The organism is Enterococcus olivae (genome assembly GCF_053760925.1).
On the sequence record NZ_JBSMVT010000003.1, the window covers coordinates 1 to 25928 of the forward strand.

Consider the following 25928-nt stretch of genomic DNA (forward strand, 5'->3'; position numbering starts at 1 on the left):
CTCTTTTTCGATGAACCGAAGTTCGGTGAAAAAGAAGCGTTCGACTTGCATGTATTAGGCACGCCGCCAGCGTTCGTCCTGAGCCAGGATCAAACTCTCATAATAAAAAGTTGAAACGATCTTGCGACCGTTAAGCTCATAAAAATAACGTTTGCTAGCATTACTGCTTGCTTTGTTGTGTTTGCTTCTATCTAATAGAAGCATCCTACACATTGGTTCGTTTGCTTGCTTTGTTCAGTTTTCAAAGGTCTACGTCGTGCTGCGTTAGCAACTTTTATATCATATCAGGTTGAACAATGAATGTCAACCACTTTATAAAAGTTTTTTTCAGAAACATTTCAACTTTCTGATGTGCTGTTTTCAGCGACTTGATTATCTTAACAAATGACTTGTTATCTGTCAACTACTTTTTTGAATTCTTTTTGCTGTTAAATCAGCGAAAACATCCAATCAGTAATTTAGCAACTTTGTTATACTATCATCTGTTTTGTCGAAGGTCAATCTTTTTTTCTCGAAAAAGAAAAACTTTCCCTCGTCAATTAAGACAAGTAATAATATACCAAGTAAATCCCCTGTGGTCAATGAATTTACAAGCTTTTTTTTCTCTTTTTTTCAATTCCGATTATTTGGAACAACACCTGTTTATATCGTTCGTTTTCCTTTAACTATTTCTATCGATTTCCCCAATTTTTATTAAATGATAAAGAAAAAGCCACAGATAAAAAATCTGCGACTTTTAAAGACTTTTAAAATCAACGCATTGTTGGGAACAATAGAACATCACGAATAGATTGCGCATCTGTCAACAACATCACTAAACGGTCAATTCCGATTCCTAAACCACCAGTTGGAGGCATACCGTATTCCAATGCTTCTAAGAAATCTTCGTCCACACCATGTGCTTCATCATTTCCTGCTTCACGTTCTTTTTCTTGTGCTTCAAAACGTTCTCTTTGATCAACAGGATCGTTCAATTCTGTAAAGGCATTGGCAAATTCACGACCGACGATGAATAACTCAAAACGGTCAGTAAAACGACCATCTTCAGGATTCTTCTTGGCTAACGGAGAAACTTCTACCGGATGTCCATAGACAAAGGTTGGCTGTTGCAAGGTCTCTTCAACGAACGTCTCAAAGAATTCATTGATGATATGACCGACGCTCATCGCTTCTGTTACTTCCACATGATGTTCTTTCGCTAGTGCTCGTGCGTCAGCTACAGACATTTCTTTCCAGAAATCAACGCCAGTTTTTTCTTTGACTGCATCGACCATGTGCAAACGATTAAAATCGGAAGCCAAATCGATCTCTTGACCATCATAAATGATATGCGCAGTACCTAAAGCTTTTTCAGCAGCATTGCGGATGATTCCTTCTGTCAAATCCATGATATCTTGATAGTCGGTATACGCAGTATAACATTCCAGCATTGTAAATTCCGGATTGTGGGTAGTGTCGATTCCTTCGTTACGGAAAACACGACCGATCTCATATACTTTTTCCATTCCACCAACGATCAAACGTTTTAAGTGCAATTCCAATGCGATCCGCAAATACAGATCCATATCTAGTGCATTGTGATGTGTAATGAATGGACGAGCTGCTGCACCACCTGCCTGGTTATGTAAAACAGGCGTTTCAACTTCAAGGTAACCCTGACCATCTAGATAACGGCGAATTTCGCTGATGATCTGGCTGCGTCTTGTAAAACGGTCAAAGCTGTCTTTGTTACTGATCAAATCTAAATAACGCTGACGGTAGCGCTGTTCGATATTTGTCAAGCCATGGTATTTATCCGGTAATGGGCGTAAAGCTTTGGATAAAATCTTGATCTCGCTGGCTTTTACTGAAATTTCACCAGTATTTGTTTTCATGATCTGACCCGTCACGCCGAAAAAGTCTCCCAAGTCAGCATGCTTGAATACGTCATAGGCTTCATCGCCGACTGCATCTTTGCGGACATAGATTTGAATCCGGCCTTCGCGATCTTGCAAATGCGCAAAACCAGCTTTTCCTTTTCCGCGTTTGGTTACGATCCGTCCTGCAATGCTAGCAGTAAGATTCATTTCATTCAGTTCTTCTTTTGTACGTGGTTCAAATAATTCATGCAACTCGACAGAATTATGGGTACGGTCAAATCTTTGACCAAATGGATCAATGCCCTCTTCTCGCAGTTGCTCCATCTTCTGACGACGTACCAGCATTTGATCATTTAATTCTTCTTGTGTTTGTCGTTCCTCTGTCACGAGTTCTTCCTCCGTTCTCTGATATGTTTCCTTTCTATAATGCCAATGTTAAGAAAAAAAATCAAGTCGAAGTTCTCCCTCGACTTGATTTTTCGCTAGAATCATTCCCATTCACAGCCACTCCATTGCGAGAAAGCCTTGCTTAAAATCAGCAATACGACCGACTCACTCGTGTGGAAAGTAATTGTTTCTATTAAAATTCCTCTATTGAATGGCAATGGTTGTTCCTTACTAGAAACCAATGCACTGGATAGTGATTGCTTACTTAAAGTCTTTATAAATAAATAGCCATTTGATCTTAAGAGCTTTTTATTGGCTGCTTTTCAATTTTTTCCAGAAATCCTTCCAACAATCCAACAGTGGTCTCACGATTTTCAGATTGATTGATCGCCGCTTTGACTTTTGCCGCCCGTGAGATTCCCTTCAAATAGTAGGCAGCATGCTGACGAAATTCCAGACAAGCGACTTTTTCTCCTTTGAGATCGATCAAACGATCAAAATGCAGGATCGCTGTGGCAATTTTTTCTCTTGGTGTTGGTTCAGCGATCAGCTCACCTGTTTCCAAATAATGCTTGGTACGGCGAATCATCCAAGGATTCCCTAGCGCTGCTCGCCCGATCATAACTGCATCACAGCCCACCTGTTCCAACATCTTCTTAGCATCCTCTGGCGTGCGAACGTCGCCATTACCCATAAAAGGAATCGATATGCTGTCTTTGACTTCCTTCAAGACATCCCAATCGGCTTTGCCTTCATACATCTGTACACGAGTCCGACCATGCATGGCGATCGCACCAGCACCTGCAGCTTCAGCAGCCTGTGCGTTTTGTACCGCAAAGACATGATCTTCATCCCAACCGATCCGCATTTTGACGGTCACTGGTTTATCAACAGCTGAAGAGACCGCATGAACCATTTCATAGACTTTGTCGGGATCCAGCAGCCATTTGGCTCCAGCTTCGGCTTTAATAATTTTATTTACCGGACATCCCATATTGATATCGATAATGTCGGCTGTTGTATTTTCAGCAACAAATGCTGCTGCTTCTACTAAAGAGTCTTTGTTTCCACCAAAAATCTGTAGGCTTAACGGATGCTCCGTTTCATCGATATGTAACATACTCAATGTTTTTTTGTTGCGCATTTGAATCCCTTGGTCACTGATCATTTCACAAACGACCATACCGGCTCCCGCTTCTTTGACCGTGACACGAAAAGCCGAATTGGAGATTCCTGCCATCGGAGCAACAACGACACGATTAGGGATCTCTACATTACCGATTTTCCATGCATGCGTCATTTTATTTCTTGCCTCCAGTAATTTCTTCGATCAGACCATTCAATTCTGCTTCGTCAAAATGATATTTTTCGCCACAGAAGGAACAAACCGCTTCCGCTCCATGATCTTCATCGATCATGGCTTGGATCTCACTGGTTCCCAGAGTCAGGATCGCCGTGCTGAATTTTTCTTTTGAACATTCACAGTTGAATTGAACCGGTAGTTCTTCCAAAAATTGGATCGGTTCTTCTCCAAAAATGACCGCTAAGATATCTTCTGGCGATTTTCCTTCATCCAACAAAGAAGAAACATTTGGCAGATCCTTCAAGCATTCCTCTAGTGTTTCAATGATCTCTTCACTGGCTCCTGGCATGACTTGCAACATAAAACCACCAGCTGTCTTGATCGAATCATCGGTGTCGACCAGTACGCTCAAGCCAACCGCTGAAGGAACTTGTTCTGAAACTGCTAAATAATAGGTAAAATCTTCCCCTAATTCTCCAGAAACGATTGGAGTCTGTCCAGAAAAAGGTTCTTTTAATCCCAAGTCTTTGATCACAGTAAAGACACCGTTCGTTCCAACCGCGCCTCGAACATCGATTTTCCCTTTTTCATTCAAAGGCAAGTTGATATGCGGATTTTGGACATAACCTTTAACATCGCCCTTTCCATTACTGTCGATGATGATGGCACCAGCTGGACCGTCTCCTTGAATCTTGACAGTCATTTTATCTTCACCTTTGACGGTTGCTCCTAGCAAAAGTCCCCCTACTAACGAACGACCTAAGGCAGCCGAAGCTGTATTCCATGTATCGTGACGACGTTGTGCCTCTGCTACTGTTGCTGTGGCATTGACAGCATACGCTCGAACAGCGCCTCCATAAACCAAGGCTTTTACTAAATAATCTTTCATCGCTTTTTCTCGCTCCTTCACTGATTTACTAGTGAATCATACTAGTATCTGTAATTTTTTTCAACTTTACAGTTTGTTTGTTCAAAAATGACAAGAGAAGAGGCTGTGGCAGGTTTGCCACAGCCTTGCTTCTTTATTCTTCAGAATGATTTTCATCTGATTTTTCAGTTGTTTCTGATTCAGACTCGTCTGTTTGAGATTCACGAAGATCCGCAAAATGTTCTTTTGCATCCTCCGCTTGCTTCTCTGCATCTTTTTCTTCCAATGCACGTTTAGCTTCTTCAAAAGATTGGGCTTTTTCACTTGGGAATCCGCCATTCTCTGAACCTTCAGGCATCTTGCCTGTTTCAAACAATGATTTGATCGCTTTGGCATCCAAAGTTTCAACCTCTAGTAGTTTTTCTGCGATCAGTTTGTGTTGTTCACGATGTTCTTCAATGATCTCACGCGCTTTCGCATGAGCTTTCATCAAGATGCTACGAACTTCTTGGTCAATCTCAAAAGCAACCTGTTCAGAGTATGCTTTGGTTTGACCATAATCACGTCCGATAAAGACTTGATGGTTGCCTTCGTATTGAACAGGTCCAAGTTTATCACTCATTCCATATTCAGTGACCATGCTGCGGGCTAGCGCTGTCGCTTGCTCAAAGTCATTGGACGCTCCTGTTGACTGTACGTTGAAGATAATTTCTTCGGCAGTACGTCCGCCGAGCAGACCCACGATTTGTTCAAACATATCGTCTCTAGTCATTAGCATTTGATCTTCTTTTGGCAAGGCGATCATGTATCCACCTGCGCGACCACGAGGAATAATTGTTACTTTGTGAACGATACGGGCACGGCTCAAGACCAGACCAACGATCGTATGACCGGCTTCATGGTAAGCAACCATCTCACGTTCACGTTTACTGATTACGCGGTCTTTCTTGGCTGGACCGGCAATCACACGGTCTTCAGCTTCATCGATATCCGAAGCATCGATTTTTTTCTTGTTACGGCGCGCTGCTACCAGTGCCGCTTCATTCAAGACATTTTCCAGATCTGCACCGGCAAAGCCTGGTGTTTGCTGGGCAACGACTTTCAAATCAACATCATCAGACAACGGTTTGTTTCGAGCATGGACACGCAAGATTGCTTCACGACCTTTGACATCTGGTCGACCCACAAGGATCTGACGGTCAAAACGTCCTGGACGTAGCAATGCAGGATCCAATACATCTGAACGGTTGGTTGCAGCAATGACGATCACGCCTTCATTCCCACCAAAACCATCCATCTCAACTAATAACTGGTTCAAGGTTTGTTCACGTTCGTCATGTCCGCCGCCCATACCGGCACCACGTTGGCGACCTACAGCATCGATCTCATCAATAAAGATGATCGCAGGAGCGTTTTTCTTCGCTGTTTCAAACAAATCACGGACACGGCTAGCGCCGACTCCGACGAACATCTCTACGAAATCAGATCCGGAGATCGAGTAGAAAGGTACGCCTGCTTCACCAGCAACGGCCTTCGCAAGCAAAGTTTTACCGGTTCCTGGAGGTCCCTCTAACAGAACACCTGCCGGGATACGAGCACCTAATTCAGAGAAACGGCGGGGATCCTTCAGGAATTCCACCACTTCAACAAGCTCTTGTTTTTCTTCTTCTGCACCGGCTACATCAGAGAAGCGGACACGATTGGCTGTTTTGTCGGCTTCTTTCGCCTTCGACTTGCCAAAGTTCATCACACGGCCGCCACCGCCGCCACCGCCGCCTTGTTGCCCCATCATCATGTAGAAGAAGAAAATGATGATCACTAACGGCAGAAAACTCAGTAACAGTGACAACCAAATGCCACTGCTGGATTCTTCCTCAACGGTCGTTTTGACAGAATTCTCACCTGCTAAAGCAGTGATCTCATTCAATGTCGAATCGTTCGGTAAAACGATTGTTGTAAAACGGGTCGTCGTTGATTCAGTTGATCCTAAAACGGGCAATCCGTTGTTGTTATCGATTGTTTGTTCATTATTGTATTCCCCTACGATTCGGTACACACCGTTTGCAGGCTGAACTTTGAATTCTTTGATTTCGCCGTCTTCCAATTGTTCAGTGAATTTGGAATACTCTATTTCGGGCATTTGGTTTCCACCATTCCCTACGAAAAAGTAGAAAACCATGAATACTGCTAAAATAATCAGCACATAATACAAGGTACTTCTTACTGTTCCGTTGTTCTTCTTGTTCATACGGGTCCTCCTTACCACTTTGTCTTTTTTTGACCATTACATTGTATCATAGTTTTTCAGCGAATAGTCAATCTTTTGTTTGATATACACTTGGTTTTAATACCCCTACGTATGGAAGGTTGCGGTATTGTTCGATATAGTCCAAACCATAACCAACAACAAACTCATTTGGCACATCAAAACCAATGTAATCTGCTTCGATATCCACGACACGTCCTTCTGGTTTATCCAAAAGTGTGACGATGCGTACGGATTTTGCTTTACGGTATTTGAACATATCTACTAGGTAAGCCAAGGTACGACCACTGTCGATAATGTCTTCAACAATCAGCATGTCTCTGCCTTCAACATTCGTATCCAGATCCTTAACGATCTTGACTTCTCCGGATGAAACCAAAGCATTTCCATAACTAGAGACATCCATAAAATCCAGTTCTAGGAAACAATCCATTTCACGTACGATGTCTGCCATAAAAGGGACAGCTCCTTTAAGAACACCAACGACCAACGGATTTTTATCTGCATAATCCTTTGTCAATTCTTTCCCTAACTCTGCACAACGTTGCTGAATCTCTTCTCTGGTCACTAAGATTTTCTCAATGTCTTTCTCTAACATAAGTTTCTCCTCTCAACTTTCACTCCTGATATTTTGAACAATTACGCTTGGGCAAATTTTTTGGAACAACCTGCTCCTCATCAGCTTCAAGCAATCCCCATCGTTCGAATGGTTCATTTTTTTAATTAAATAAAAAAATAGCTATGCAATTTTTGATCTCTATCACTTCTTATTCACTCTTTCTGCAATAAAGAAGTACGTAGTGTATTTTATCAGTTTCTTTCGCAATACTCAAATAGGAAAAAGCGTATGGCAGCAAACCTAGGATCTCTCCCTTACGATTTGTCACGATCCATGTTTTCTCTCGCTCTTCATGAGGAATTTTTTTATCGATGAAAAAACGCCGGATTTTCTTGGTCAGGTGTGGAGTCAAAGCAATTTTATCGCCTGGTTGACGTTTCCGCAGGCAGATATCACTAGGAAATTTTAGCGTTAATTCTTGGCGATATTCTGACCAAAGTTTGACTTTTTCGGGAATTTTTTCCTCACCTACTGTAAAAAAGCCTAACCATTCTGTTTCAGATAAAAAAAGCTGTTCTCCTAAAGAAAGCTGTGTTGCTTCCAACGGTTCTATTATCGGTAGCGATTGTTTTTCTCGAAAGACCAGCTGCTCGTACACGCGTTGTACTTCCCAGTTATCCGACAAATCTATTTGCCATTGACCGACCGGCTTTTCCAAAAGTAGCATCAGCTGCTGGAGCTGTTTCTCAGACAATCTGATGGGCAATTCCTGCTGACCCAACCCCTGCAAAAAGAAATAGCGCTGTGCTGCGGATAATCTAAGATAATACGACACAGCGATCTGAAGCTCCTGTCGAGTTCTTGTCACACTCTCTTGATACCATTTTCTTTGCTGCTCCTGAATGATCTCCTGCCCCCAGAGCATCTGCTGAGACCATTGTTGAAAATGCTGACTAGCCAGCGAATTTTCTTTTTTCAACACTGGTAGCACTTGCTGGCGCAGCCGATTTCGTTGGAACTCCAACGAGGTATTCGTCTCATCTTCAAAATAGGTAATTTTGTTCGATTGACTGTACGCCAAAATTTCTTCTTTCGTTGTTTCTAGTAAAGGGCGTACCAAACGTCCTTGCCCAAAAGGTTGTGTCAAACGAATCCCGCTGCTACTGAAAAAATTCCCTTCGCGTACTAGCTTCATCAGGATCGTCTCCATCTGATCGTCTGCATGATGGGCTGTCAATAGGACATCATAGCCTTGCTCAGTCATGACTTTTTTTAAAAAAGCATAGCGGAAATCTCGAGCTGCTGCCTCTACACCCACTGCAGCTGGATTCTCCCAGCGTGTTTTATACAAGGGGAGGCCCCGCTCCTGGCAATAATCTGTCAGAAAAGCTTCTTCCTGTGTTGAAGCAGCACGTAGCTGATGATTGACATAAACGACACCTAGATGATATTCCATTTGTTCCAAACTATGTAAGAGGACCATCGAATCCACACCTGTCGAAACTGCTACTAGAATACGTTCCTGCGGTTTCCACAAGTCTTTTTCCTGTATCAGATTGGTCAATTTGTCTACCAGCATTCAGCTACCTCCTCAAAAACGAAAAACAGGCAAGGGGAGACGCCATCAATTTCCATTGATCCCCCTTGGCCTGTTCAGATTCAGTCATTAGTTGCGACGACCACCACGGCCTCCGCGTTTTCCTTCTGTGTTGCGTCGTAGTGATGACAAACGATCGTCACTATCTTTTAAGAATGAACTCATTAATGAATCGAAGTCTTGTTTATTGTTCCCTGCATTGTTTTGATTGTTACGTGGGAATGATTTCTTTTGACTTGATCGATTAAACTCTTTTTTTGGAAAGTCACGTTTTTCTTCTTTTGGTTTATCTTCTGCTTTACGGATAGACAAGCCGATCTTCCCGTCATTTCCAATTGTCGTAACAAGAACAGTGACTTCATCCCCGACTTTTAATACTTCGTTGATGTCTTTGACAAAACCATTTGATACTTCACTGATATGAACAAGTCCTGTTTTTCCCCCACCTAAATCAATAAATGCTCCAAAATTCGTAATCCCTGACACTTTCCCTTTTACTTTCGCTCCAACTTCGATTGACATAAAAAAATGTTCCTCCTAATTTTTGTCCCTTTCTTGAAAACTTCCTGCAGCGGCAGGATTCTTGGAAAACCAAGCAAGCCCCATAGTTCCTACGGTTTTATTTATGCTTATCGCGTCAGGACGCTCTATGACATTCCTGAACGCTGTGCACGGTACAATGTGTATCGTCTCGAACAAACGCTGTTCCCTCGATTATTCCGATGTTTCTGTGGTCTCAGTCTCTTCTGTACTAGACGTGGTTTCGGTAGTGGCAGCAGCTTCATTACCCGGCAGTGGGAAAATCAATTCTCCATCCAGCGAATACAAGAAACGGTCACGAGCGATCTTAGCGACATAATCTTCATCTTGCAGTAAGGCCACTTCTCGGTTCAGGTCAGTCATTTTCTGATCGACCTCTTCCTTTTTCACTAACGTCTCCTGCTGGACATCCTGCAATTTTTGCAAGCGCAGATAATCATTGAACAAGGAGATTCCTACACTGACAAAGACAACAAGTGACACCGCAAAAATAACGAACAAGCGACGGCGCCTGAAAATGATTTGCCGATGCTGTTGCGCATACTTTGCATACTGTTTTTTGGCATACTCGGTATCTAAAATTTGTACGTTGTTCTTTTTTTCTTTGCTCACAACAACTCGCTCCAATCTTTCTTGACGGTCTTTCTTATTATACCAACAACCGAAACGCTTGTCTAACGTAATTTACTCGAAATTTTCGACTCTTGTTTCTGATAGTATTTCATACATTTTTGCCGCATCTTCTTTTTTCGTCGATTCGTGCAATTCTTTGACCTCTACTTCCATGATCCGATGACCAAACTGAATGCGTAGACGGTCTCCAACCTTAACAGAGCTACTTGATTTCGCAAGATTTCCATTGATTTGAATCCGTCCTTTGTCAGCCACTTCCTTCGCAACAGAACGACGCTTGATGATTCTTGAAATTTTTAAAAACTTATCTAAACGCATTTATTTTCCTCCCGTAAATCGCAATATTTTTTTACCAAAAGGCAACAACAACCACTCTCGGATCGTCAGCAAACGCAGACGGATCGCCAACTGGATAAAGAACGTCCCACCGATCGCTACCCCTATCAGACTAAACAAAAGCGCCTGACCACGTTGAGTAACGGGACCTGTAAGACTTGTCAGAACATAAAAACTAATGAATAAGCCGAGTAACATCCCGACTGCACACAGCAACAGCTTCCTACCAAATTGACGTTCCGTCCAGAAAGCGTTGATCTGCGCTTTTTCTTTAGAAACTAAGTAAATTAAGATCACTAGCAGACCTGCCAAGGTCGCCACACTCGCACCAACAGTTCCAAACAGAGCGGTCAAGATCCCGGTCGTCAACATCTTTACCAAAAGTCCCCATCCTGCTGCTTTTAGCGAACCACGAAAACGATCCTGACTCTGGGCGATATTCTGATAGGCTTGGATCGTAGCAGTCAGTACGATCGAAAATACAAACAAAGTCAGTGCGAGATTTCCTACCTGATCTTTAAAAAGTGCCCGATTGATGTACGGCAGCAGAAAAGCCAAACCACTCGAAGCAGCCAATGCCAAACCGACAGTCAGGCGGAGATAGATTTTGGCTGATTCTAAAAACTGTGTTCCTTTTCTTTCAATCAAAGACTTGGTCAATGCAGGTAAAAAAGTGGCGCTCAAGGCCGTTGCTACGACCAGACCCAACTGCACAAGAGGTTGTCCCCGGTCATAGATTCCCTTGGCGATCCGTGCACTTTGTGTGGCTACTCCACCCAATTCCAGCGCATTGATGATAAAAAAGGAATCGATCAGCTGGAATAAGATCAGTAAACCACTATAGATCGAGAGCAAGCTGCCTTCAATCAAAAATCGCCGACGCATTTCAGCAGAAATCGAGGACTTGAAAGAAATTTTCCCAAAACGATGCTTGATTCCAAAAATGTTTCTGTCATAACGAGCCAGCAGAAGCCAAGCAACAGCTCCACCGACAAAAGCGCCGGCCATCGCCAAGGTTCCCACTTGATAAATCGACAGCTGCCACGAACGAAACAGGGCGGCCGCCAACAAAATGACCCCTACCCGCAGAAATTGCTCAACTACCTGAGAAATTGCCGAGGGAACCATCAGCAGATGCCCTTGGAAATGTCCTCGGTAAAAAGACAATGGCGGGATCAAAAGAAAAGCAAACGATACGACCTGGATCAGCGGCTTCAAGGCCACATCTCCCATGATCGTCGCCCAAAAACCACTCAAGAAGAAAGTGCCGGCCCAAAGCAAAAGGGCGAGTCCAGATACTAAAGGATACAACTCGTCCAGCAACTGTTGCCGAATTTTTGGTTCCTGATGACTGGCCACGATCTTCGAGATAAATTGAGGGAAGCTGGACAGTGCCAAAGTCATGGCGATGCCATAGACTGGATAGACCTGTTGGTAGACGTAAAAACCTTCGTCCCCCACAAGATTTTGAAAGGGTACGCGATACACGGCGCTTAATAATTTTGCAACGAAAGAAGCGATCGTCAACACCAAAGCTCCCTGCATCATCGTCTTCATTTGATTTCGAGCCACGACTACTCCTTCTTTCTATCCTTGCTTTTGTTGAAGCTTTTCCTGATAACGCTCTTCGCGCAACGCTTTGACGAATGACTGGACCTCATGCAACCAGACCATTTCCGACATCGTTTTCGGAACGGTCAGCTTAATCTGCATTTGCTCCTTCTCCACACCTAGTGTCGCTTTCAGCTTGGTTGCCGATAGGGCTTCAAATAGTTGTTCCACCGAGTAAGCCTTGGTGCCCGCCTTGCTCAAAACAAACTGAGTGATTGGTCCATGCTTGCGGATCGTTTCCAGCAAGGCACGGTCTCCGTTCATCTTGATTTCCCCGACGACTAGCAGATTCGCCACTTCATCTGGATAGTCACCAAATCGATCCAACAGATCATCCTGCAGCTCGTCCAAAGCCTCCATCCCTTCCAATTCGCGAATTCGTTTGTAGATCTCAATTTTTTGACGTTCGTCGGAAATGTACTCGGATGGCAAATAGGCATCGATCCCCAAGTCGATCTCCACTGAGGATTTCTCTGTCTGGGTATTTTTTCCTTGTTTGCGGTCGACTGCTTCTGAAAGCATTTGTGAATACATGTCGAAGCCGACCGAGTCAATAAAGCCATGCTGCTGGGCTCCCAGCAGATTTCCTGCACCACGAATTGAAAGATCGCGCATGGCAATCTTGAACCCTGAACCTAGTTCAGTGAAATCTTTGATCGCCTGTAGACGCTTCTCGCTGACCTCGTTCAAGATTTTTTGCGGTTCATACATAAAGTAGGCATAAGCAACGCGATTGCTTCGCCCCACACGTCCCCGCAATTGATACAAGGTAGATAGACCCATGTAATCCGCATTTTCTACAAAAAGAGTATTGGCGTTCGGGATATCCACTCCTGTTTCAATGATCGTAGTCGTGACCAGCACGTCATACTGTCCTTCAATAAAGTCAAACAAGGTATTTTCCAGTTGAATCTCTGTCATTTGACCGTGCGCATAGCCAATCCGAGCATCTGGAACCAGCATCTGCAGCTCATCAACTTTCTTCTCGATCGTGTCCACCCGATTGTAAAGATAAAACACTTGCCCACCGCGAGCCATCTCTCGCAAGATTGCTTCACGAACCGCTCCTGGATTACTTTCCATCACATAGGTTTGGATCGGATAACGATTTTCCGGCGGTGTTTCGATCACAGACAGATCACGCACGCCCAACATTGACATATGCAAGGTTCTTGGAATCGGTGTGGCTGTCAGAGTCAAAACATCGACCTGCGAGCGTAGCTGCTTCAAACGTTCTTTATGTTTGACTCCAAAGCGTTGCTCCTCATCGATCACCAACAAACCTAGATCTGCAAATTCCACATCCTGCGACAACAAACGATGAGTACCAACGACGATATCAATTTGTCCAGTCTTGATTTCCTTGATGGTCTCCGTTTGTTGTTTTTTCGTTCTAAAACGACTCAGCAACCCAATATTGACTGGGAAGTTTTCAAAACGATCAACCATTGTCTCGTAATGTTGCTGTGCCAAGATCGTTGTCGGCACTAGAATTGCCACTTGCTTGCTTTCTTTGATCGCCTTAAAGGCTGCACGCAGAGCAACCTCCGTTTTCCCAAAACCAACATCGCCAACTAATAAGCGATCCATCGGCTTTTCTTTTTCCATGTCACGCTTGATCTCCGTTGTACTGCGGAGTTGATCCTCCGTCTCAGTATAAGGAAAGGCATTTTCGAATTCTTTTTGATAACCATCATCCGGGGCAAAGGCATAACCTCTTTCCGCCTCACGTTTGGCATAAAGCTGGATTAGATCATCCGCGATGTCTTCGATCTTACTAGACACTTTGCGCTTGGTTTTCGCCCATTCACTGCCGCCTAGTTTATTGATTTTAGGGGTCTTCGATTCTGAGGCGACATATTTTTGGATCAAGTTCAATTGGGTGACCGGAATAAACAGCTTGTCTTCATTTTGATAGACGATGGTCATGTAATCCTGATGGACACCATCAACTTCCAAGGTCTGCATCCCAACGTATTTTCCGATCCCGTGGTTGGCATGGACCACGTAATCTCCAGTCTTCAACTCATTATAGCTTTTCAACCGCTCAGCATTGGTCACTGTTTGGCGACGTGCACGTTTTTTGGTGACCTTTTGGAACATTTCCTGTTCTGTTACAATCACCAGACGATCCTGTGGTAGTTCAAAGCCGTTTTGCAGTGTCCCTGCCACGATTTGTGAACGACCAGCAAAGATTCGATCCGGCGTAGTCGTCACAGCATAAATGTCGTGATCTCTAAAATCCTGCTCCAGCTTTTTGGCTCTTTCTCCAGTTCCTACTAGAAAAACGACCGTCTGTTGTTGTTTTTCCCAACGATCGACTTCGACCTTCAGTAGACCCATCTGTCCAAAAAACTGCTGCATCGGACGGTATTGTGCATTGTGGATCGCTTGAAAGCGCAGATTACCCATGCCTTTTTGGAACAAAGAAAAATACGTCGTCGTAAAGGTCAACTGCTGAAACAACTGATGGACCTTGATGCCAAACGCTTGCTCAGAGAAGACTCGCAGCTCCTCCAGCTTTTGTGTATGCCATTCGCCTTCTTCACGCTCGATCTCACGATTGGTCTCCATTGCTCGAGCATAATCATCAACAATTAAAAGCGTCTCTTTAGAAAAATAATCCAGTATGGTTTGCTTTTCCTGGTAAAGCAAATCTGTGTAAAAATGAGCAGTATCACCAGGGATCCCGGCTTCCCACGAAGCAATTAGCTGTCCAAAATAATCTGACAAGAATGATTTATCTGTCGGATCACTCGTCACAGACAAGCGCTTCGTCAAAAGCTCCTGCATTTTTTTACTTCCCTGACGCAGATTTTCCTCTGAAAAAACCAATTCTGTTGTCGGCAAAATCAAAGTCTCTTCTATATTACCGACAGAGCGTTGGGTCTCCACATCAAAATAGCGCATCGAATCGATCTCAACATCGAACAATTCGATACGAATCGGGTATTCACTGTTTATCGGATAAATATCCACGATACTTCCACGAATACTGAATTCACCAGGCTTGCCGATCATTGACTGACGTTCATAGCCCATCAATACCAATTGCTGCGGCAGATTTTCCAGATCGATCTCATCGCCAGTATGCCAGCTCAGCTGCACACTTTTCCACGTACTGATCACTGGCAAAAATTTGCGTACAGCAGCGATCGGCAAAACATAGATTCCTGTTTGATTGGAGGCGATCGCATGTAGGGTCTGTACTCGTTCTGCTTTGGCTTCAGGTGAAGTAAAGGCCATTTCCGCTGATAAGACTTCGTCTACCGGAAAAAGATAGACCTCGTCAATGACCTGACGTAAATCCTCTGCCAACTGATTGGCATAGTACAGATTCGCTGTCACTACAACAGTTGGCTGTTGGAATTTTTGGTAGGCACTGGCAATCGCCAGTGTTTTTGCAGAGCCTGCCAAACCTGTAATCAGTTGCCGCTGCATGCCTTCTTCCATCCCTTGATGCCACTGTTTGATGAAAGGCGTTTTTTCTATTAAAGTAAGTAAATCCATTCCTTGCCTCCTAGTTGTTGCTAAGGTATTTATTTTTTCTTCTGCTCATGTCTTCAATTAAAGCGATTCATCGTAGCGATAAAATCATTCTTTTCTATATAATCAATGCTTGCTTCAACAGCTTTGTCGATACTCGCTTCGATCAGTGGCTGATTTTCTTTTGAAAAAGGACTTAACACATGATTGACGACCGTCATGCCAGCCTTTGGGCGATCAATACCGATCTTGATCCGGTCAAATTCTTTCGTGTCCAAATGAGAAATAATACTCTTCATTCCATTGTGTCCACCGGCACTACCTTTTTGACGCAAACGAATCTTGCCTAAAGCCAAGTCCAGATCATCATACATGACCACCAGCTCTTCCGGGTAAACACCAAAATAAGTCATCAATGGTCCGACTGATCGGCCAGATTCATTCATAAAAGTTTGTGGTTTGACCAATAAGATTTTCTCTCCATTGACAAAAAAATCGGCCACTTCTGCTTCAAAGGTGTTTTTTTTGAACGTAGCGGAATAATGCTTGGCTAAACGATCCACCGCCATAAAGCCTACATTGTGTTTCGTTTGTTCATATTTTCTTCCTGGATTTCCCAGTCCAACAATCATTTTCATCTATCTATCTCCATTTGTTGTGGTTTTTTCAAATTCACGCAAAACGCTGGACGACTCTTTCATCGTCCAGTTTTCCAGCACATTTTTTAAAATTATAGCACATTCTTGTCCCAACGCTCAAAATTCCGGACTTCATTGAAGATTTCTTTAAAATTCTTTTATTCCTCAGTAAAGGACTCGCCGACACAGTTCGCGAGGTATCCGTTTACAATTATAACAGTTAAGAAAACTGTTATAATATTTGAGAAATCATATGACAAAACGAAATAAAGATGGTAACATAAGAGATGTAAAAGAAATACTAAAACAAAAACTGGAAGGATTGATACACCGATGACTACACAAACAAACAAAAAGGATCATCAAAAAGTTATTCTTGTTGGAGATGGCGCAGTAGGTTCTAGCTATGCATTTGCCCTAGTCACACAAAACATCGCCCAAGAAGTCGGCATTATTGATATCAATACAGCAAAAACTGAAGGAGACGCTATTGACCTGTCTCACGCACTAGCCTTCACTTCACCTAAAAAAATCTATGCTGCCTCTTATGAAGATGCGCATGACGCTGATATTGTCGTGATCACTGCTGGCGCTCCTCAAAAGCCCGGTGAAACACGTTTGGATTTAGTTCACAAAAATTTAAAAATCAATCGCTCCGTAGTGACACAGATTGTTGCTTCTGGTTTCAACGGTATCTTCCTAGTTGCTGCTAATCCAGTCGACATCTTAACTTACTCTACATGGAAATTCTCAGGTTTCCCTAGAGATCGTGTCATCGGTTCTGGTACTTCTTTAGATTCTGCTCGTTTCCGTCAAGCACTCGCACAGTTGGTCGACGTGGATGCACGTAATGTCCATGCTTATATCCTAGGTGAACACGGTGACTCAGAATTCCCAGTTTGGTCTCATGCCAACGTAGCTGGTCTACAAATTTACGAATGGGTCAAAAACAATCCAGAAGTTGACGAAGAAGCGATGGTCAATCTATTCTTCAGCGTTCGTGATGCAGCTTATACAATTATTGAGAAAAAAGGCGCGACCTTCTATGGAATCGCCGTTGCTTTGGCACGTATCACCAAAGCGATCCTAGATGATGAAAATGCGGTTCTTCCTTTGTCTGTTTACATGGAAGGCGAATACGGTCTACATGATGTTTACATCGGTTCACCAGCAATCATCAACGCTCAAGGGATCAAACAAGTGATCGAGATTCCACTAACAGATGGTGAGAAAGATCGAATGACCGCTTCTGCAAAACAATTAAAAGAAATTCTGGATGCCGCTTTTGAAAAATTAGAAGCCGAAGATGCAGAATAAACATCTCATTCAATAAATAGAAACAAGTATGAGGAAGCCGAAACAAGCCGGTTTCCTCATTTTCTTTAAACTTATTTACAACTTCTTTACTTTTTTAAGCAGAAATCTCGTTTTTACGTACAGATGTGCTATTATAATAGAGAATGCTTAGCAGCGAAAGAAAAAATTGAGGAGCTGATCCATCGCTATGTCTCGTTCAGACAAACGCGCGACAGGCAACAAAACGACCCAGAAAGTTATTATCGGGGTACTCGTGGCCGTGTTGCTAATTATCGCAGGTTACTCTTACCGTAGTATGCATTATACAGACCGGTTTTTGCCAAATACTCTTGTTGAAAATATAAATGTTAGTGATTTGACTCTTGCTGATGCCAATGAAAAAATTCAGGAACGCTACAGACAAGCTGAATTTACGTTGACAGACAGTGCGCAAGAGTGGAAAACAATCAATAAAACATCCTTTGGTCTGCAAGCGGACTTCTCGGATGATTTGAAAAAAATCCAAGACAACCAAAACCAGTGGCTTTGGGGATCTTCTTACCTAACTGGACAAAAAAATCACACTCTTAGTGATGCTGCTTTTGATGAAGAGCAGCTTGCACAAGAAACTGATGCACTAAAGGAAGAATTAGATGCATTGAATGAGGACCGTGAACCAACCAAAAATGCTTCGATCACTAAAAGCGAAGATGGATTTTCGATCACACCTGAAACGATCGGAGACGAACTGGATACAGAAAAAATCATTGCTGCCATCAAAGAAGAGCTACTTGCTGGTCAAGACAGCTTGGAACTAGAAGATTATCGTAAAGAAGCAACTGTTACTTCCGAAGATGAAGAACTAAATAAAGAATTAACTGAATTAAATAAAATCGCGCAAGTCAACGCTTCTTACACGATCAATGGTGAGACCTTCCAGATCCCAACCGAAACGATCACTGGCTGGTTGACTTACTCAGACGGCAAAGCCGATGTTGAGCGCGACAAGGTTCGTGAGTATGTGAGTGAACTTGGAGAAAAATACAACACCAGTACCAATCCATCACAGTTCGACAGTACTCGCCGAGGCACAGTGACCGTTCCAGCAGGTTCTTTAAGTTGGACGATCTCTACCGAAAACGAGACAGATGGTTTAATTGAAGAGATCTTAGCGGGAGAGGACTTCACTCGTTCTCCCGTTTCTCAAGGAAGTACAAATTCTGGCTCCGCACTGTTCGGTAGTACGTATATCGAAGTAGACCTTCAGAACCAACACATGTGGTACTATCGCGACGGAGAAGTCGTATTGGAGACAGACATTGTTTCTGGAAAACCAAGTACAGCCACTCCAACAGGGGTATTTTATGTTTGGAACAAAGAGCGTAATGCTACCCTTCGTGGCTCAAACGGTGACGGAACCAACTATGCAACACCTGTTGATTACTGGATGCCGATCGACTGGACAGGGGTTGGAATCCATGACTCTCCATGGCAGCCAACTTACGGTGGTGATTACTGGCAAACAGGTGGTTCCCACGGTTGTGTGAACACACCGCCAAGTGTCATGTCTACCTTGTTTGAAAAAGTTGATGTCGGTACACCCGTACTCGTGATTTAATTCTATGAATAGTAAACCCCCAGGAAATCAATATTTCCTGGGGGTTTTGTTTTTCTATAATCATCAGCTTGTTAAAATTTCGTATAAAACATACAATTCCCACCGAATTTCAACTTGAAGAATAAATTTCGCAATGAGGAAAACTCCCTTTTACGTTTTCCTCATTGCGAAAAAGCATTAGATACAATCAAACACTGTAAATATTTGCTTTTTCAACCAATTCGATTTTTTCAGGTACACCGGTTTTTCTTGAACAAATCAAGGCGTCTGATACTACACAAGATACATAACCATCCCATGCACTTGGACCAACTAATCGATCTGCAATGACTGATTCAGCCCATTCATTAAATTCTGTATCATATGACTCAATAAATCGTTTTGCCCAATGATCTGTTAGTGAATATGAGAAGCTTTGATTGGTCCGTTTCCAGACTTTAGCAGGATCTGGTAAATTCAAAGTGCCATCTTCTCCAACAACTTGACATTGAATATCGTACGCATAGGCTCCATCTGTTTGAACTTCAACGTCAACTCGTTGACCAGAGACTGTCTTAAACATGATTAATTGTGGATTCAACCAATCTCCCGATGTACGACGGCTTTGTTTTACCGTTAATACTTGAACTTCTTCATACTCTTCATCTAATAACCAACGCGTAATATCAATCTCGTGGATAGCAACGCGAGTAATAGCATAATTTGTTTCGAATCCAGGAGCTTGAGAAATATTCCGATGCGCACTATGAATCATTAGTGGTTCTCCAATTTCACCAGCTTTAATAGCCTGCTTCATTTCTCGATAACCAACATCAAAACGACGATTAAATCCCACTTGAATCAATCGTTTGCCAATAGCTTGTTCTTTGGCTAGCATCTCTGTACATTCTGGTGCCGTCAAAGCCAATGGTTTTTCACAGAATACATATTTTTCGTTGTCTAAGCAATGCATTACATAACCTGCATGAGTATCATCCGTTGTGGCAACCAATACGGCATCAACTCCATCGCTTTCGATAATTGCTTCTCCACTTGAAAATACGTCAATCCCTTCATATGCTGCAGCAACTTTTTGTGCTGCTTCTTCAAAATAATCATAAACTGCTACAACTGTAGCTGAAGGAACCACCGTCATCAAACGATGGATATGTTCCCGCCCAATGGCCCCACAGCCAATTACACCTACACGAAGTTGTTTTGTACTCATTTTTCGTTTCCTCCAATTTTCTTATTTTGTTAACCCGATTAATATTCCACCAGCTACGACAAGAATTAGCCCACCTAAAGTATATTTTGTTTCTTTAGCTGTCTTGACTTCATGTAAAATCAACATGCCTCCAATAGTCGATACAATCACATTCATTTGAGAAAGTGTAAATCCTAAGGCAACACCATTTGCTTCATTTGATAGCATCATTGTGACATTAGCTACGGCAAAGAAGAGACCTGTTAAGATATTTTGAAAGGATTTCTTCCCAAAAGTATCTGGCTTCTTTTCAAATGAACAAAAGAGCATCGATCCTAAGAACATTCCAATTGCTTGTGGAAACACTGCATCCCATCCATTAATACCTGCAACTCGCGGAATTACCGCATAGAGCACAAATGCCGCAGAGGACATTAGCAAAATAATTACGCCCTTTTTCATATCCACTTTCCCTGAAACTTCCTCTGCTTTTTCTTGGAAAGCAGTCAAAGTAACACCTAAAATGAATAGGACCAAAGCCGAAATTCCTAATACAAATTGCATCGTTCTCGTCCACTCATGGAAATACAGAACACCTACTAATGATGTACCAATTAATTGTGTTCCAGTCGAAATAGGCATTGCTCGTGAAACACCAATAATATGAAAACTCTTAATTTGGTTAATTTGACCGAAAGACCAGACTATTCCGCAAAGCAACGATGCGATGATTAAGTTGATACTCCACGCATCAGGACGATGAAAAATCATCACCCCAATTGAAAAAATCAATGCCCCCATTGACATCCCCATTTGTTGATTGGTTGCCTTACCACCAATTTTTTGCATAACTAAAGGTTGCACACCCCACATGAGTGCTGGAACCAATCCTAATAAGATATTCCACATATTTACCGCTCCTTATATTTTTTTCACAAATACAAATGATTGTTATGACAACAACGAAATAAAAAATTCTCTTATAAATCACTTTATTTGTTTTTGTATTCACATTATAAGAAAAAACGGAAATATTTGTTTCTTGTATCTTGTCTAAATAAAAAAATAAAAACCGTCATGAAATAACGATCTTTATTTTTTTAACGAGAATCTTTTTCAATATCTTGCTTTTTCACTTGGATATCCTCTTTTATAGTATACATCGTTCGATACTCTTTGGGTGTCATATTCACCATTTTCTTGAATAGCGTTGAAAAATAAGTTGAACTGTTAAACCCCACCTGAAGCGCAATAGCTGTCAATGATAAATCCGTGTTAATCAACATTGTTTGAGCCTCACCAATCCTACGTCGTTGAATATATTCAATTGGTGAATAGGCATACAACTCTTTAAATTTATGGGCAAAATAGTATTCGTTGATTGGCCATTTATCCTGTTCCTTGAGGTCTTTCAATTTAAAATCTTCTGAAAAATGACTATCAATATACTGCTTGATTTCTCGTACAATAGGGATTTTATTGTCTTCCTTTCCATTTTTTATCGATTTTTAAAAGATATTCTCTCTTAAAAATGTTAAAATGACCTCACTCATTTTTTTGAGCTAAACACTCATAACCCCCTACTTCACTTTCCAAGAGAGAAAAAGCAGAAGCAAACCATGATTCTAGTAACTTGAAATGATGTCCCGTTTGAAAAATTGATTGAATATCATCAGAAATCAGCGCATTTAGCCGCAAATCAGTTGGTTCTAATTGTTTAAGCCCTAAACAATACAAAGAAACCGGCCGACTACTGAAAAGTTCATCATGAACAACCATGCTATTGAATACTATCAAATCACCTTTTTTGATTGGAAAATAACGATCCCCGATAAAAATATCGCCACATCCTTCGGTAATCAGAATAATTTCTACCAAATCATGATGCGCGTGCAATATCCGCGGATGATTAAGATCCGCGACAGAAACTTTGCTGATATAAACCAATTGGTCGTTTGCTTGATTGAGATGAGGCTGAATCTCTCCTGAGACAAAGTACTGTTTCATTTGAATTATCCTCCATTTAAACAAAATCTTTATTGTTTTATAATAGCATATTTCTGATTCATTCACCTTGATTGCCTTACATAATTTTTTCTTACTTTGTTACTTTAGATCGAAGACAATTGATTTCGGCTAATTCACAAGCATTCTTCTAAGTCCATCTGCCCTTCTCGCTTCCACTCGATTACTGGTTTAATGTCAATCACCCCCCCAGATAAGTAAGTAAATTTAACTTCTTTTATTTCAATTTAGTAACTCTAAGAATAACCCAAAACAGCCAACCTTTTTAAGGTCTTGGCTGTTTTTAATTACTTCTTCCATTTTATTACGTACTTTTACAAGTGCGTATACTCATTCACTAAAACCACTAGTCTTGATTACAACAAGGAAGTCTGTCTTTCACTCTTCGATCGATGTGTAGACTTCTGAGACATCGTCATCGTCTTCCAATTTTTCGACCAAACGATCGAACTGTGTTTGTTGCGCTTCATCTAATGCCACCGTTGTTTGTGGAAGCATCGTCAGCTCTGCCTGAGCCAGTGTGAATTCTTGCTCTAGGGTATCACGAACAGTAGTGAAGTCTTCTGCTTCCGTATAGATCTCAAAGACTTCTGGTGAGGTGATCAAATCTTCTCCACCCGCTTCCAATACCTTTTCCAGCATGTCTTCTTCATCCAACGCCAGTGTTTCCCGTTCAATCGCCAAGTAGCCTTTACGATCAAACATATAGCTGACAGAACCGGTTTCCCCAAGATTTCCGCCATTTCGGCTGAATGCAACACGGACATTGGTTCCTGTACGGTTGCGATTGTCTGTCAACGTCTCCACTAAGATCGCGACACCGCCCGGACCATAGCCTTCATAAGTGACTTCATCATAGTTTGCCCCGTCTGTCGAGCTGGTCGCTTTTTTGATTGCCCGATCGATATTGTCATTGGGCATATTGGCTGCTTTCGCCTTGTCCAAGGCTAAGCGCAATGCTGGATTCGCTGTACTATCAGCGCCACCATTTTTTGCAGCAATGTAAATTTCACGAGATAATTTTTGGAACACCTTGCCCCGTTTGGCATCCTGTGCGTTCTTTCTTCCCTGAATATTTTTCCACTTACTATGTCCCGCCAAAAGAATCCTCTCCTTCTACCTTTACTTTTTATTTTACCTGTTCTATCTGATTTTTCAAATGAATCTCTTTTTGCGAATCCCCAGAACGATCCAGCAAATAATTCCTGCTGTCAACGCACCGGCTGAATCCAGCATCACATCCTGAAAAAGCGGGGTCCTTCCGTTGGTCAGCATTTGATGGAATTCATCCATCCCCGCATAACCGGTCGCGGCAAACCAACCAAAGAAAGCCGACAGTCCCAAAGATTTCGTTCGTGGGAACAAGGCTAAAAAGAAACTACCTCCCAACAAAAAATACGTAGCAAAATGAGCAAATTTACGAATAAAAAACTCAACAAATGAAAAATATCCGCTGGCCTCAATGCTAATTTCACTGCCAGCATACAAAAATGAAAATTGGCTCATCCAGTCTTTCAACAGTTCTTTTTTAAGTAAGACCGACAACAGATCGATCTGCGATTGCTGCTCATAGGACTGAGAGGAACTGTAAAACAAGACAGCCATGATCACAAAGCCAACGATCAAATAAAAATTACCGTTTTTGATACTCTTCTTCAACATCTCTTCACCTCAATAACTCATCTTAGCATTTTCTGTTTCGCATGGAAACTCTTTTCAAATTTCTTATGTTATACTTGATCTTACGAATGCAATTTTCTAATAAGGCCTGCATTCGATGCTAACTAGGTCGATCCTTCCATTAGAAAAGGGACATGATCGACCTAGTTACGAAAAAAGAAAGGAGTCTTTTCATGACTTATGCAATCAACTGGGATCTGGATTCTATTTTCCCGGGAGGAAGCGAATCAAGTGAACTACAGGAACGTATGGCTAAGCTTTCAGAAGAAATCCATGCCTACCATCAGGCAGTAACCGCCTGGGAACCAACAAAAGACACAGCAGAAGCGCTGGTCCAGCTACTCGATCTGGCCGAAAAAATCGGCAACGGATTTGGACAATGCAGCAGCTTCATCAATGCATTACTGGCGGCAGACGTCAGTGACAGCAAAGCAAAAATCCTTTCAGGAGACTTGTACAAAAAGCTACCTGATTATCAGTTGGCAAGTACGATCTTCTCTAAAAAATTGACTGAAATCAGCGAGGATGCCTGGGGCGAATTGATCGCCACAGATTCTTTAAAAACTGTCGCTTTTCGCCTGGGTGAAATTCGGCGAGACGGCAAAGAGCTACTTTCAGAAGCAGAAGAAAATATCATCAATACGCTGGCTTTAGATGGAATCAACGCTTGGAGCGAACACTACGATACGATCGTCGCTAGCATCGAGATTCCTTTTATACAAGAAGACGGCCAGGAAATCTTGCTTTCAGCCGGACAAGCCTTCAATAAAATGATGGGGGACCCTGATGTCCGTGTCCGTCAAGAGCTGTTTGAAAAATGGGAGACCGCCTGGAGTGCCAAAGCGGATATGTTTGCCGATACCTTGAATCACTTGGATGGTTTCCGCCTATCCACTCAAAAACTGCACGGTGTCGAAAACTATTTGAAAGAACCCTTAGAATACAATCGTCTGAAACAAGAAACACTGGATACGATGTGGGCAACGATCCAAGCCAACAAGCAACCGATCGTTGATTTTCTGACGCGAAAAGCTCAATTATTCGGCAAAGAAAAGATGGACTGGCAAGACCAAGACGCTCCGATCATTCTCGGAGAAATGCAAGAACGGACCTATTCCTTTGATGAGGCTGCAGCCTTCATCGTGGAAAACTTCAAAAAATTCAGCCCAAAAATGTCTGAATTCGCCCAAATGGCCTTCGATAAAGCTTGGATCGAAGCCGAAGATCGCCCTGGCAAACGTCCGGGTGGCTATTGCACTAGCTTACCGGAAAGCCGGGAGTCACGTATCTTTATGACTTACAGCAATTCTGTCAATGAAGTAGCCACGTTAGCACATGAACTGGGTCATGCTTTCCACAGCAGTGTCCTTTGGGATTTACCAAGTTTGAATCAGGATTACGCAATGAACGTTGCTGAAACAGCCAGTACCTTTGCAGAATTGATCGTAGCTGATGCAACCTTGAAAGAAGCCAGCACCAAAGAAGAAAAAATCAATTTGCTAGATGCCAAAATGCAAAATGCGATCGCTATGTTCATGAATATCCATACCCGTTATATTTTTGAAAACAATTTCTATCAAGCGCGTCAAGCAGGGTTGGTTTCTTCAGAACAAATCACAGCCATGATGCTAGAAGCACAAAAAGAAAGCTATCTGGACAGTCTAGGCAGCTATCACCCACATTTCTGGGCAGCAAAACTGCACTTCTTTATCGATAATGTTCCTTTCTACAACTTCCCGTATACTTTCGGTTATTTGTTCAGTATGGGTATCTATGCCTATGCCAACCAAAAAGGTACCAACTTTGAAGAAGAGTACATTGCCCTGTTACAGGATACAGCTTCCATGACGACCGAAGAATTGGCTCAAAAACACTTACAAGCCGATTTGACACAACCAGATTTCTGGCAAGCCGGGATCGACATCGTCTTACAAGACGTTGAAGAATTCATGAAACTGACCGAAGAATACATTCAATAACAAAAAGACCGACCGCCAAGCGTTGAACGTTTGGCGGTCGGTTTATTACATCAGCAAAATA

General features: G+C 42.4%; 20 protein-coding genes and 1 pseudogene. 3 read left to right on the top strand and 18 right to left on the bottom strand.

Features of this window, described 5'->3' with window-relative positions; all coding sequences use genetic code 11:
* Positions 1 to 752: 752 nt before the first annotated feature.
* The 12 genes and pseudogenes from lysS to pth all read right to left on the bottom strand — a co-directional run bounded on the left by lysS (position 753) and on the right by pth (position 16083).
* Positions 753 to 2246, bottom strand: coding sequence for a lysine--tRNA ligase (gene lysS, locus ACWODM_RS03405; protein ID WP_455319967.1), 1494 nt, complete (start codon positions 2244 to 2246; stop codon positions 753 to 755).
* A 298-nt stretch (positions 2247 to 2544) separates the two neighbouring features.
* On the bottom strand, positions 2545 to 3546 hold the full coding sequence (dusB, locus tag ACWODM_RS03410; RefSeq protein WP_455319968.1) for a tRNA dihydrouridine synthase DusB: 1002 nt from the start codon (positions 3544 to 3546) through the stop codon (positions 2545 to 2547).
* 1 nt (position 3547) lies between these two features.
* Positions 3548 to 4438: an Hsp33 family molecular chaperone HslO gene (hslO, locus tag ACWODM_RS03415; RefSeq protein WP_455319969.1), complete on the bottom strand. Its 891-nt coding sequence runs from the start codon at positions 4436 to 4438 to the stop codon at positions 3548 to 3550.
* A gap of 222 nt (positions 4439 to 4660) precedes the next feature.
* A pseudogene (gene ftsH, locus ACWODM_RS03420) lies at positions 4661 to 6665 on the bottom strand (ATP-dependent zinc metalloprotease FtsH); the annotation flags it as partial.
* Between the two features lie 67 nt (positions 6666 to 6732).
* Positions 6733 to 7281, bottom strand: a complete 549-nt coding sequence (gene hpt / locus ACWODM_RS03425; protein ID WP_455319970.1) for a hypoxanthine phosphoribosyltransferase — start codon at positions 7279 to 7281, stop codon at positions 6733 to 6735.
* Between the two features lie 169 nt (positions 7282 to 7450).
* On the bottom strand, positions 7451 to 8821 hold the full coding sequence (tilS, locus tag ACWODM_RS03430) for a tRNA lysidine(34) synthetase TilS (RefSeq protein ID WP_455319971.1): 1371 nt from the start codon (positions 8819 to 8821) through the stop codon (positions 7451 to 7453).
* An 87-nt stretch (positions 8822 to 8908) separates the two neighbouring features.
* Positions 8909 to 9361 carry a S1 domain-containing RNA-binding protein gene (locus ACWODM_RS03435; RefSeq protein WP_455319972.1) on the bottom strand — a complete coding sequence of 151 codons (453 nt, stop codon included), beginning with the start codon at positions 9359 to 9361 and terminating at the stop codon, positions 8909 to 8911.
* Positions 9362 to 9553: 192 nt separating this feature from the next.
* Positions 9554 to 9991 (bottom strand): FtsB family cell division protein, encoded by a 438-nt coding sequence (locus tag ACWODM_RS03440; RefSeq protein ID WP_455319973.1) that lies wholly within the window; start codon positions 9989 to 9991, stop codon positions 9554 to 9556.
* A gap of 72 nt (positions 9992 to 10063) precedes the next feature.
* Positions 10064 to 10330: an RNA-binding S4 domain-containing protein gene (locus ACWODM_RS03445; RefSeq protein WP_455319974.1), complete on the bottom strand. Its 267-nt coding sequence runs from the start codon at positions 10328 to 10330 to the stop codon at positions 10064 to 10066.
* The gene (locus ACWODM_RS03450; protein ID WP_455319975.1) at positions 10331 to 11920 is read right to left on the bottom strand and encodes a putative polysaccharide biosynthesis protein; all 1590 of its coding nucleotides are present in this window, start codon (positions 11918 to 11920) and stop codon (positions 10331 to 10333) included.
* 15 nt (positions 11921 to 11935) lie between these two features.
* Positions 11936 to 15469: a transcription-repair coupling factor gene (mfd, locus tag ACWODM_RS03455; protein ID WP_455319976.1), complete on the bottom strand. Its 3534-nt coding sequence runs from the start codon at positions 15467 to 15469 to the stop codon at positions 11936 to 11938.
* 53 nt (positions 15470 to 15522) lie between these two features.
* Positions 15523 to 16083: an aminoacyl-tRNA hydrolase gene (gene pth, locus ACWODM_RS03460; RefSeq protein WP_455319977.1), complete on the bottom strand. Its 561-nt coding sequence runs from the start codon at positions 16081 to 16083 to the stop codon at positions 15523 to 15525.
* A 333-nt stretch (positions 16084 to 16416) separates the two neighbouring features.
* On the opposite strand from pth, the gene ACWODM_RS03465 reads away from it, so the two are divergent.
* On the top strand, positions 16417 to 17400 hold the full coding sequence (locus tag ACWODM_RS03465) for an L-lactate dehydrogenase (protein ID WP_455319978.1): 984 nt from the start codon (positions 16417 to 16419) through the stop codon (positions 17398 to 17400).
* A 187-nt stretch (positions 17401 to 17587) separates the two neighbouring features.
* Entirely contained in the window at positions 17588 to 18997 is a 1410-nt protein-coding gene (locus tag ACWODM_RS03470; protein WP_455319979.1) for a L,D-transpeptidase family protein, read from the top strand.
* A gap of 187 nt (positions 18998 to 19184) precedes the next feature.
* Here ACWODM_RS03470 and ACWODM_RS03475 read toward each other — a convergent pair whose 3' ends face one another.
* The 6 genes from ACWODM_RS03475 to ACWODM_RS03500 all read right to left on the bottom strand — a co-directional run bounded on the left by ACWODM_RS03475 (position 19185) and on the right by ACWODM_RS03500 (position 23867).
* On the bottom strand, positions 19185 to 20204 hold the full coding sequence (locus tag ACWODM_RS03475; protein WP_455319980.1) for a Gfo/Idh/MocA family oxidoreductase: 1020 nt from the start codon (positions 20202 to 20204) through the stop codon (positions 19185 to 19187).
* A gap of 21 nt (positions 20205 to 20225) precedes the next feature.
* Positions 20226 to 21092: a GRP family sugar transporter gene (locus tag ACWODM_RS03480; RefSeq protein WP_455319981.1), complete on the bottom strand. Its 867-nt coding sequence runs from the start codon at positions 21090 to 21092 to the stop codon at positions 20226 to 20228.
* Between the two features lie 191 nt (positions 21093 to 21283).
* On the bottom strand, positions 21284 to 21598 hold the full coding sequence (locus ACWODM_RS03485; protein WP_455319982.1) for a helix-turn-helix domain-containing protein: 315 nt from the start codon (positions 21596 to 21598) through the stop codon (positions 21284 to 21286).
* A 130-nt stretch (positions 21599 to 21728) separates the two neighbouring features.
* Positions 21729 to 22190 carry a cupin domain-containing protein gene (locus ACWODM_RS03490; protein ID WP_455319983.1) on the bottom strand — a complete coding sequence of 154 codons (462 nt, stop codon included), beginning with the start codon at positions 22188 to 22190 and terminating at the stop codon, positions 21729 to 21731.
* Positions 22191 to 22586: 396 nt separating this feature from the next.
* Positions 22587 to 23309: a YebC/PmpR family DNA-binding transcriptional regulator gene (locus ACWODM_RS03495; RefSeq protein WP_455319984.1), complete on the bottom strand. Its 723-nt coding sequence runs from the start codon at positions 23307 to 23309 to the stop codon at positions 22587 to 22589.
* A 54-nt stretch (positions 23310 to 23363) separates the two neighbouring features.
* A complete protein-coding gene (locus ACWODM_RS03500) occupies positions 23364 to 23867 on the bottom strand; it encodes a VanZ family protein (RefSeq protein WP_455320121.1) in 504 nt (167 codons plus the stop codon).
* Positions 23868 to 24061: 194 nt separating this feature from the next.
* On the opposite strand from ACWODM_RS03500, the gene ACWODM_RS03505 reads away from it, so the two are divergent.
* On the top strand, positions 24062 to 25867 hold the full coding sequence (locus ACWODM_RS03505) for a M3 family oligoendopeptidase (protein WP_455319985.1): 1806 nt from the start codon (positions 24062 to 24064) through the stop codon (positions 25865 to 25867).
* The last annotated feature ends 61 nt before the right edge of the window (positions 25868 to 25928 follow it).

What these genes read in the sequence shown, in the direction of transcription:
- dusB (WP_455319968.1), bottom strand. Translation starts at nt 3,546, where the DNA reads ATGACGCATGCATGGAAAATCGGTAATGTAGAGATCCCTAATCGTGTC.
- pth (WP_455319977.1), bottom strand. Translation starts at nt 16,083, where the DNA reads ATGAAAATGATTGTTGGACTGGGAAATCCAGGAAGAAAATATGAACAA.
- ACWODM_RS03475 (WP_455319980.1), bottom strand. Translation starts at nt 20,204, where the DNA reads ATGAGTACAAAACAACTTCGTGTAGGTGTAATTGGCTGTGGGGCCATT.
- hslO (WP_455319969.1), bottom strand. Translation starts at nt 4,438, where the DNA reads ATGAAAGATTATTTAGTAAAAGCCTTGGTTTATGGAGGCGCTGTTCGA.
- hpt (WP_455319970.1), bottom strand. Translation starts at nt 7,281, where the DNA reads ATGTTAGAGAAAGACATTGAGAAAATCTTAGTGACCAGAGAAGAGATT.
- tilS (WP_455319971.1), bottom strand. Translation starts at nt 8,821, where the DNA reads ATGCTGGTAGACAAATTGACCAATCTGATACAGGAAAAAGACTTGTGG.
- ACWODM_RS03480 (WP_455319981.1), bottom strand. Translation starts at nt 21,092, where the DNA reads ATGTGGAATATCTTATTAGGATTGGTTCCAGCACTCATGTGGGGTGTG.
- ACWODM_RS03505 (WP_455319985.1), top strand. Translation starts at nt 24,062, where the DNA reads ATGACTTATGCAATCAACTGGGATCTGGATTCTATTTTCCCGGGAGGA.
- ACWODM_RS03465 (WP_455319978.1), top strand. Translation starts at nt 16,417, where the DNA reads ATGACTACACAAACAAACAAAAAGGATCATCAAAAAGTTATTCTTGTT.
- ACWODM_RS03470 (WP_455319979.1), top strand. Translation starts at nt 17,588, where the DNA reads ATGTCTCGTTCAGACAAACGCGCGACAGGCAACAAAACGACCCAGAAA.
- ACWODM_RS03490 (WP_455319983.1), bottom strand. Translation starts at nt 22,190, where the DNA reads ATGAAACAGTACTTTGTCTCAGGAGAGATTCAGCCTCATCTCAATCAA.
- ACWODM_RS03435 (WP_455319972.1), bottom strand. Translation starts at nt 9,361, where the DNA reads ATGTCAATCGAAGTTGGAGCGAAAGTAAAAGGGAAAGTGTCAGGGATT.
- ACWODM_RS03445 (WP_455319974.1), bottom strand. Translation starts at nt 10,330, where the DNA reads ATGCGTTTAGATAAGTTTTTAAAAATTTCAAGAATCATCAAGCGTCGT.
- mfd (WP_455319976.1), bottom strand. Translation starts at nt 15,469, where the DNA reads ATGGATTTACTTACTTTAATAGAAAAAACGCCTTTCATCAAACAGTGG.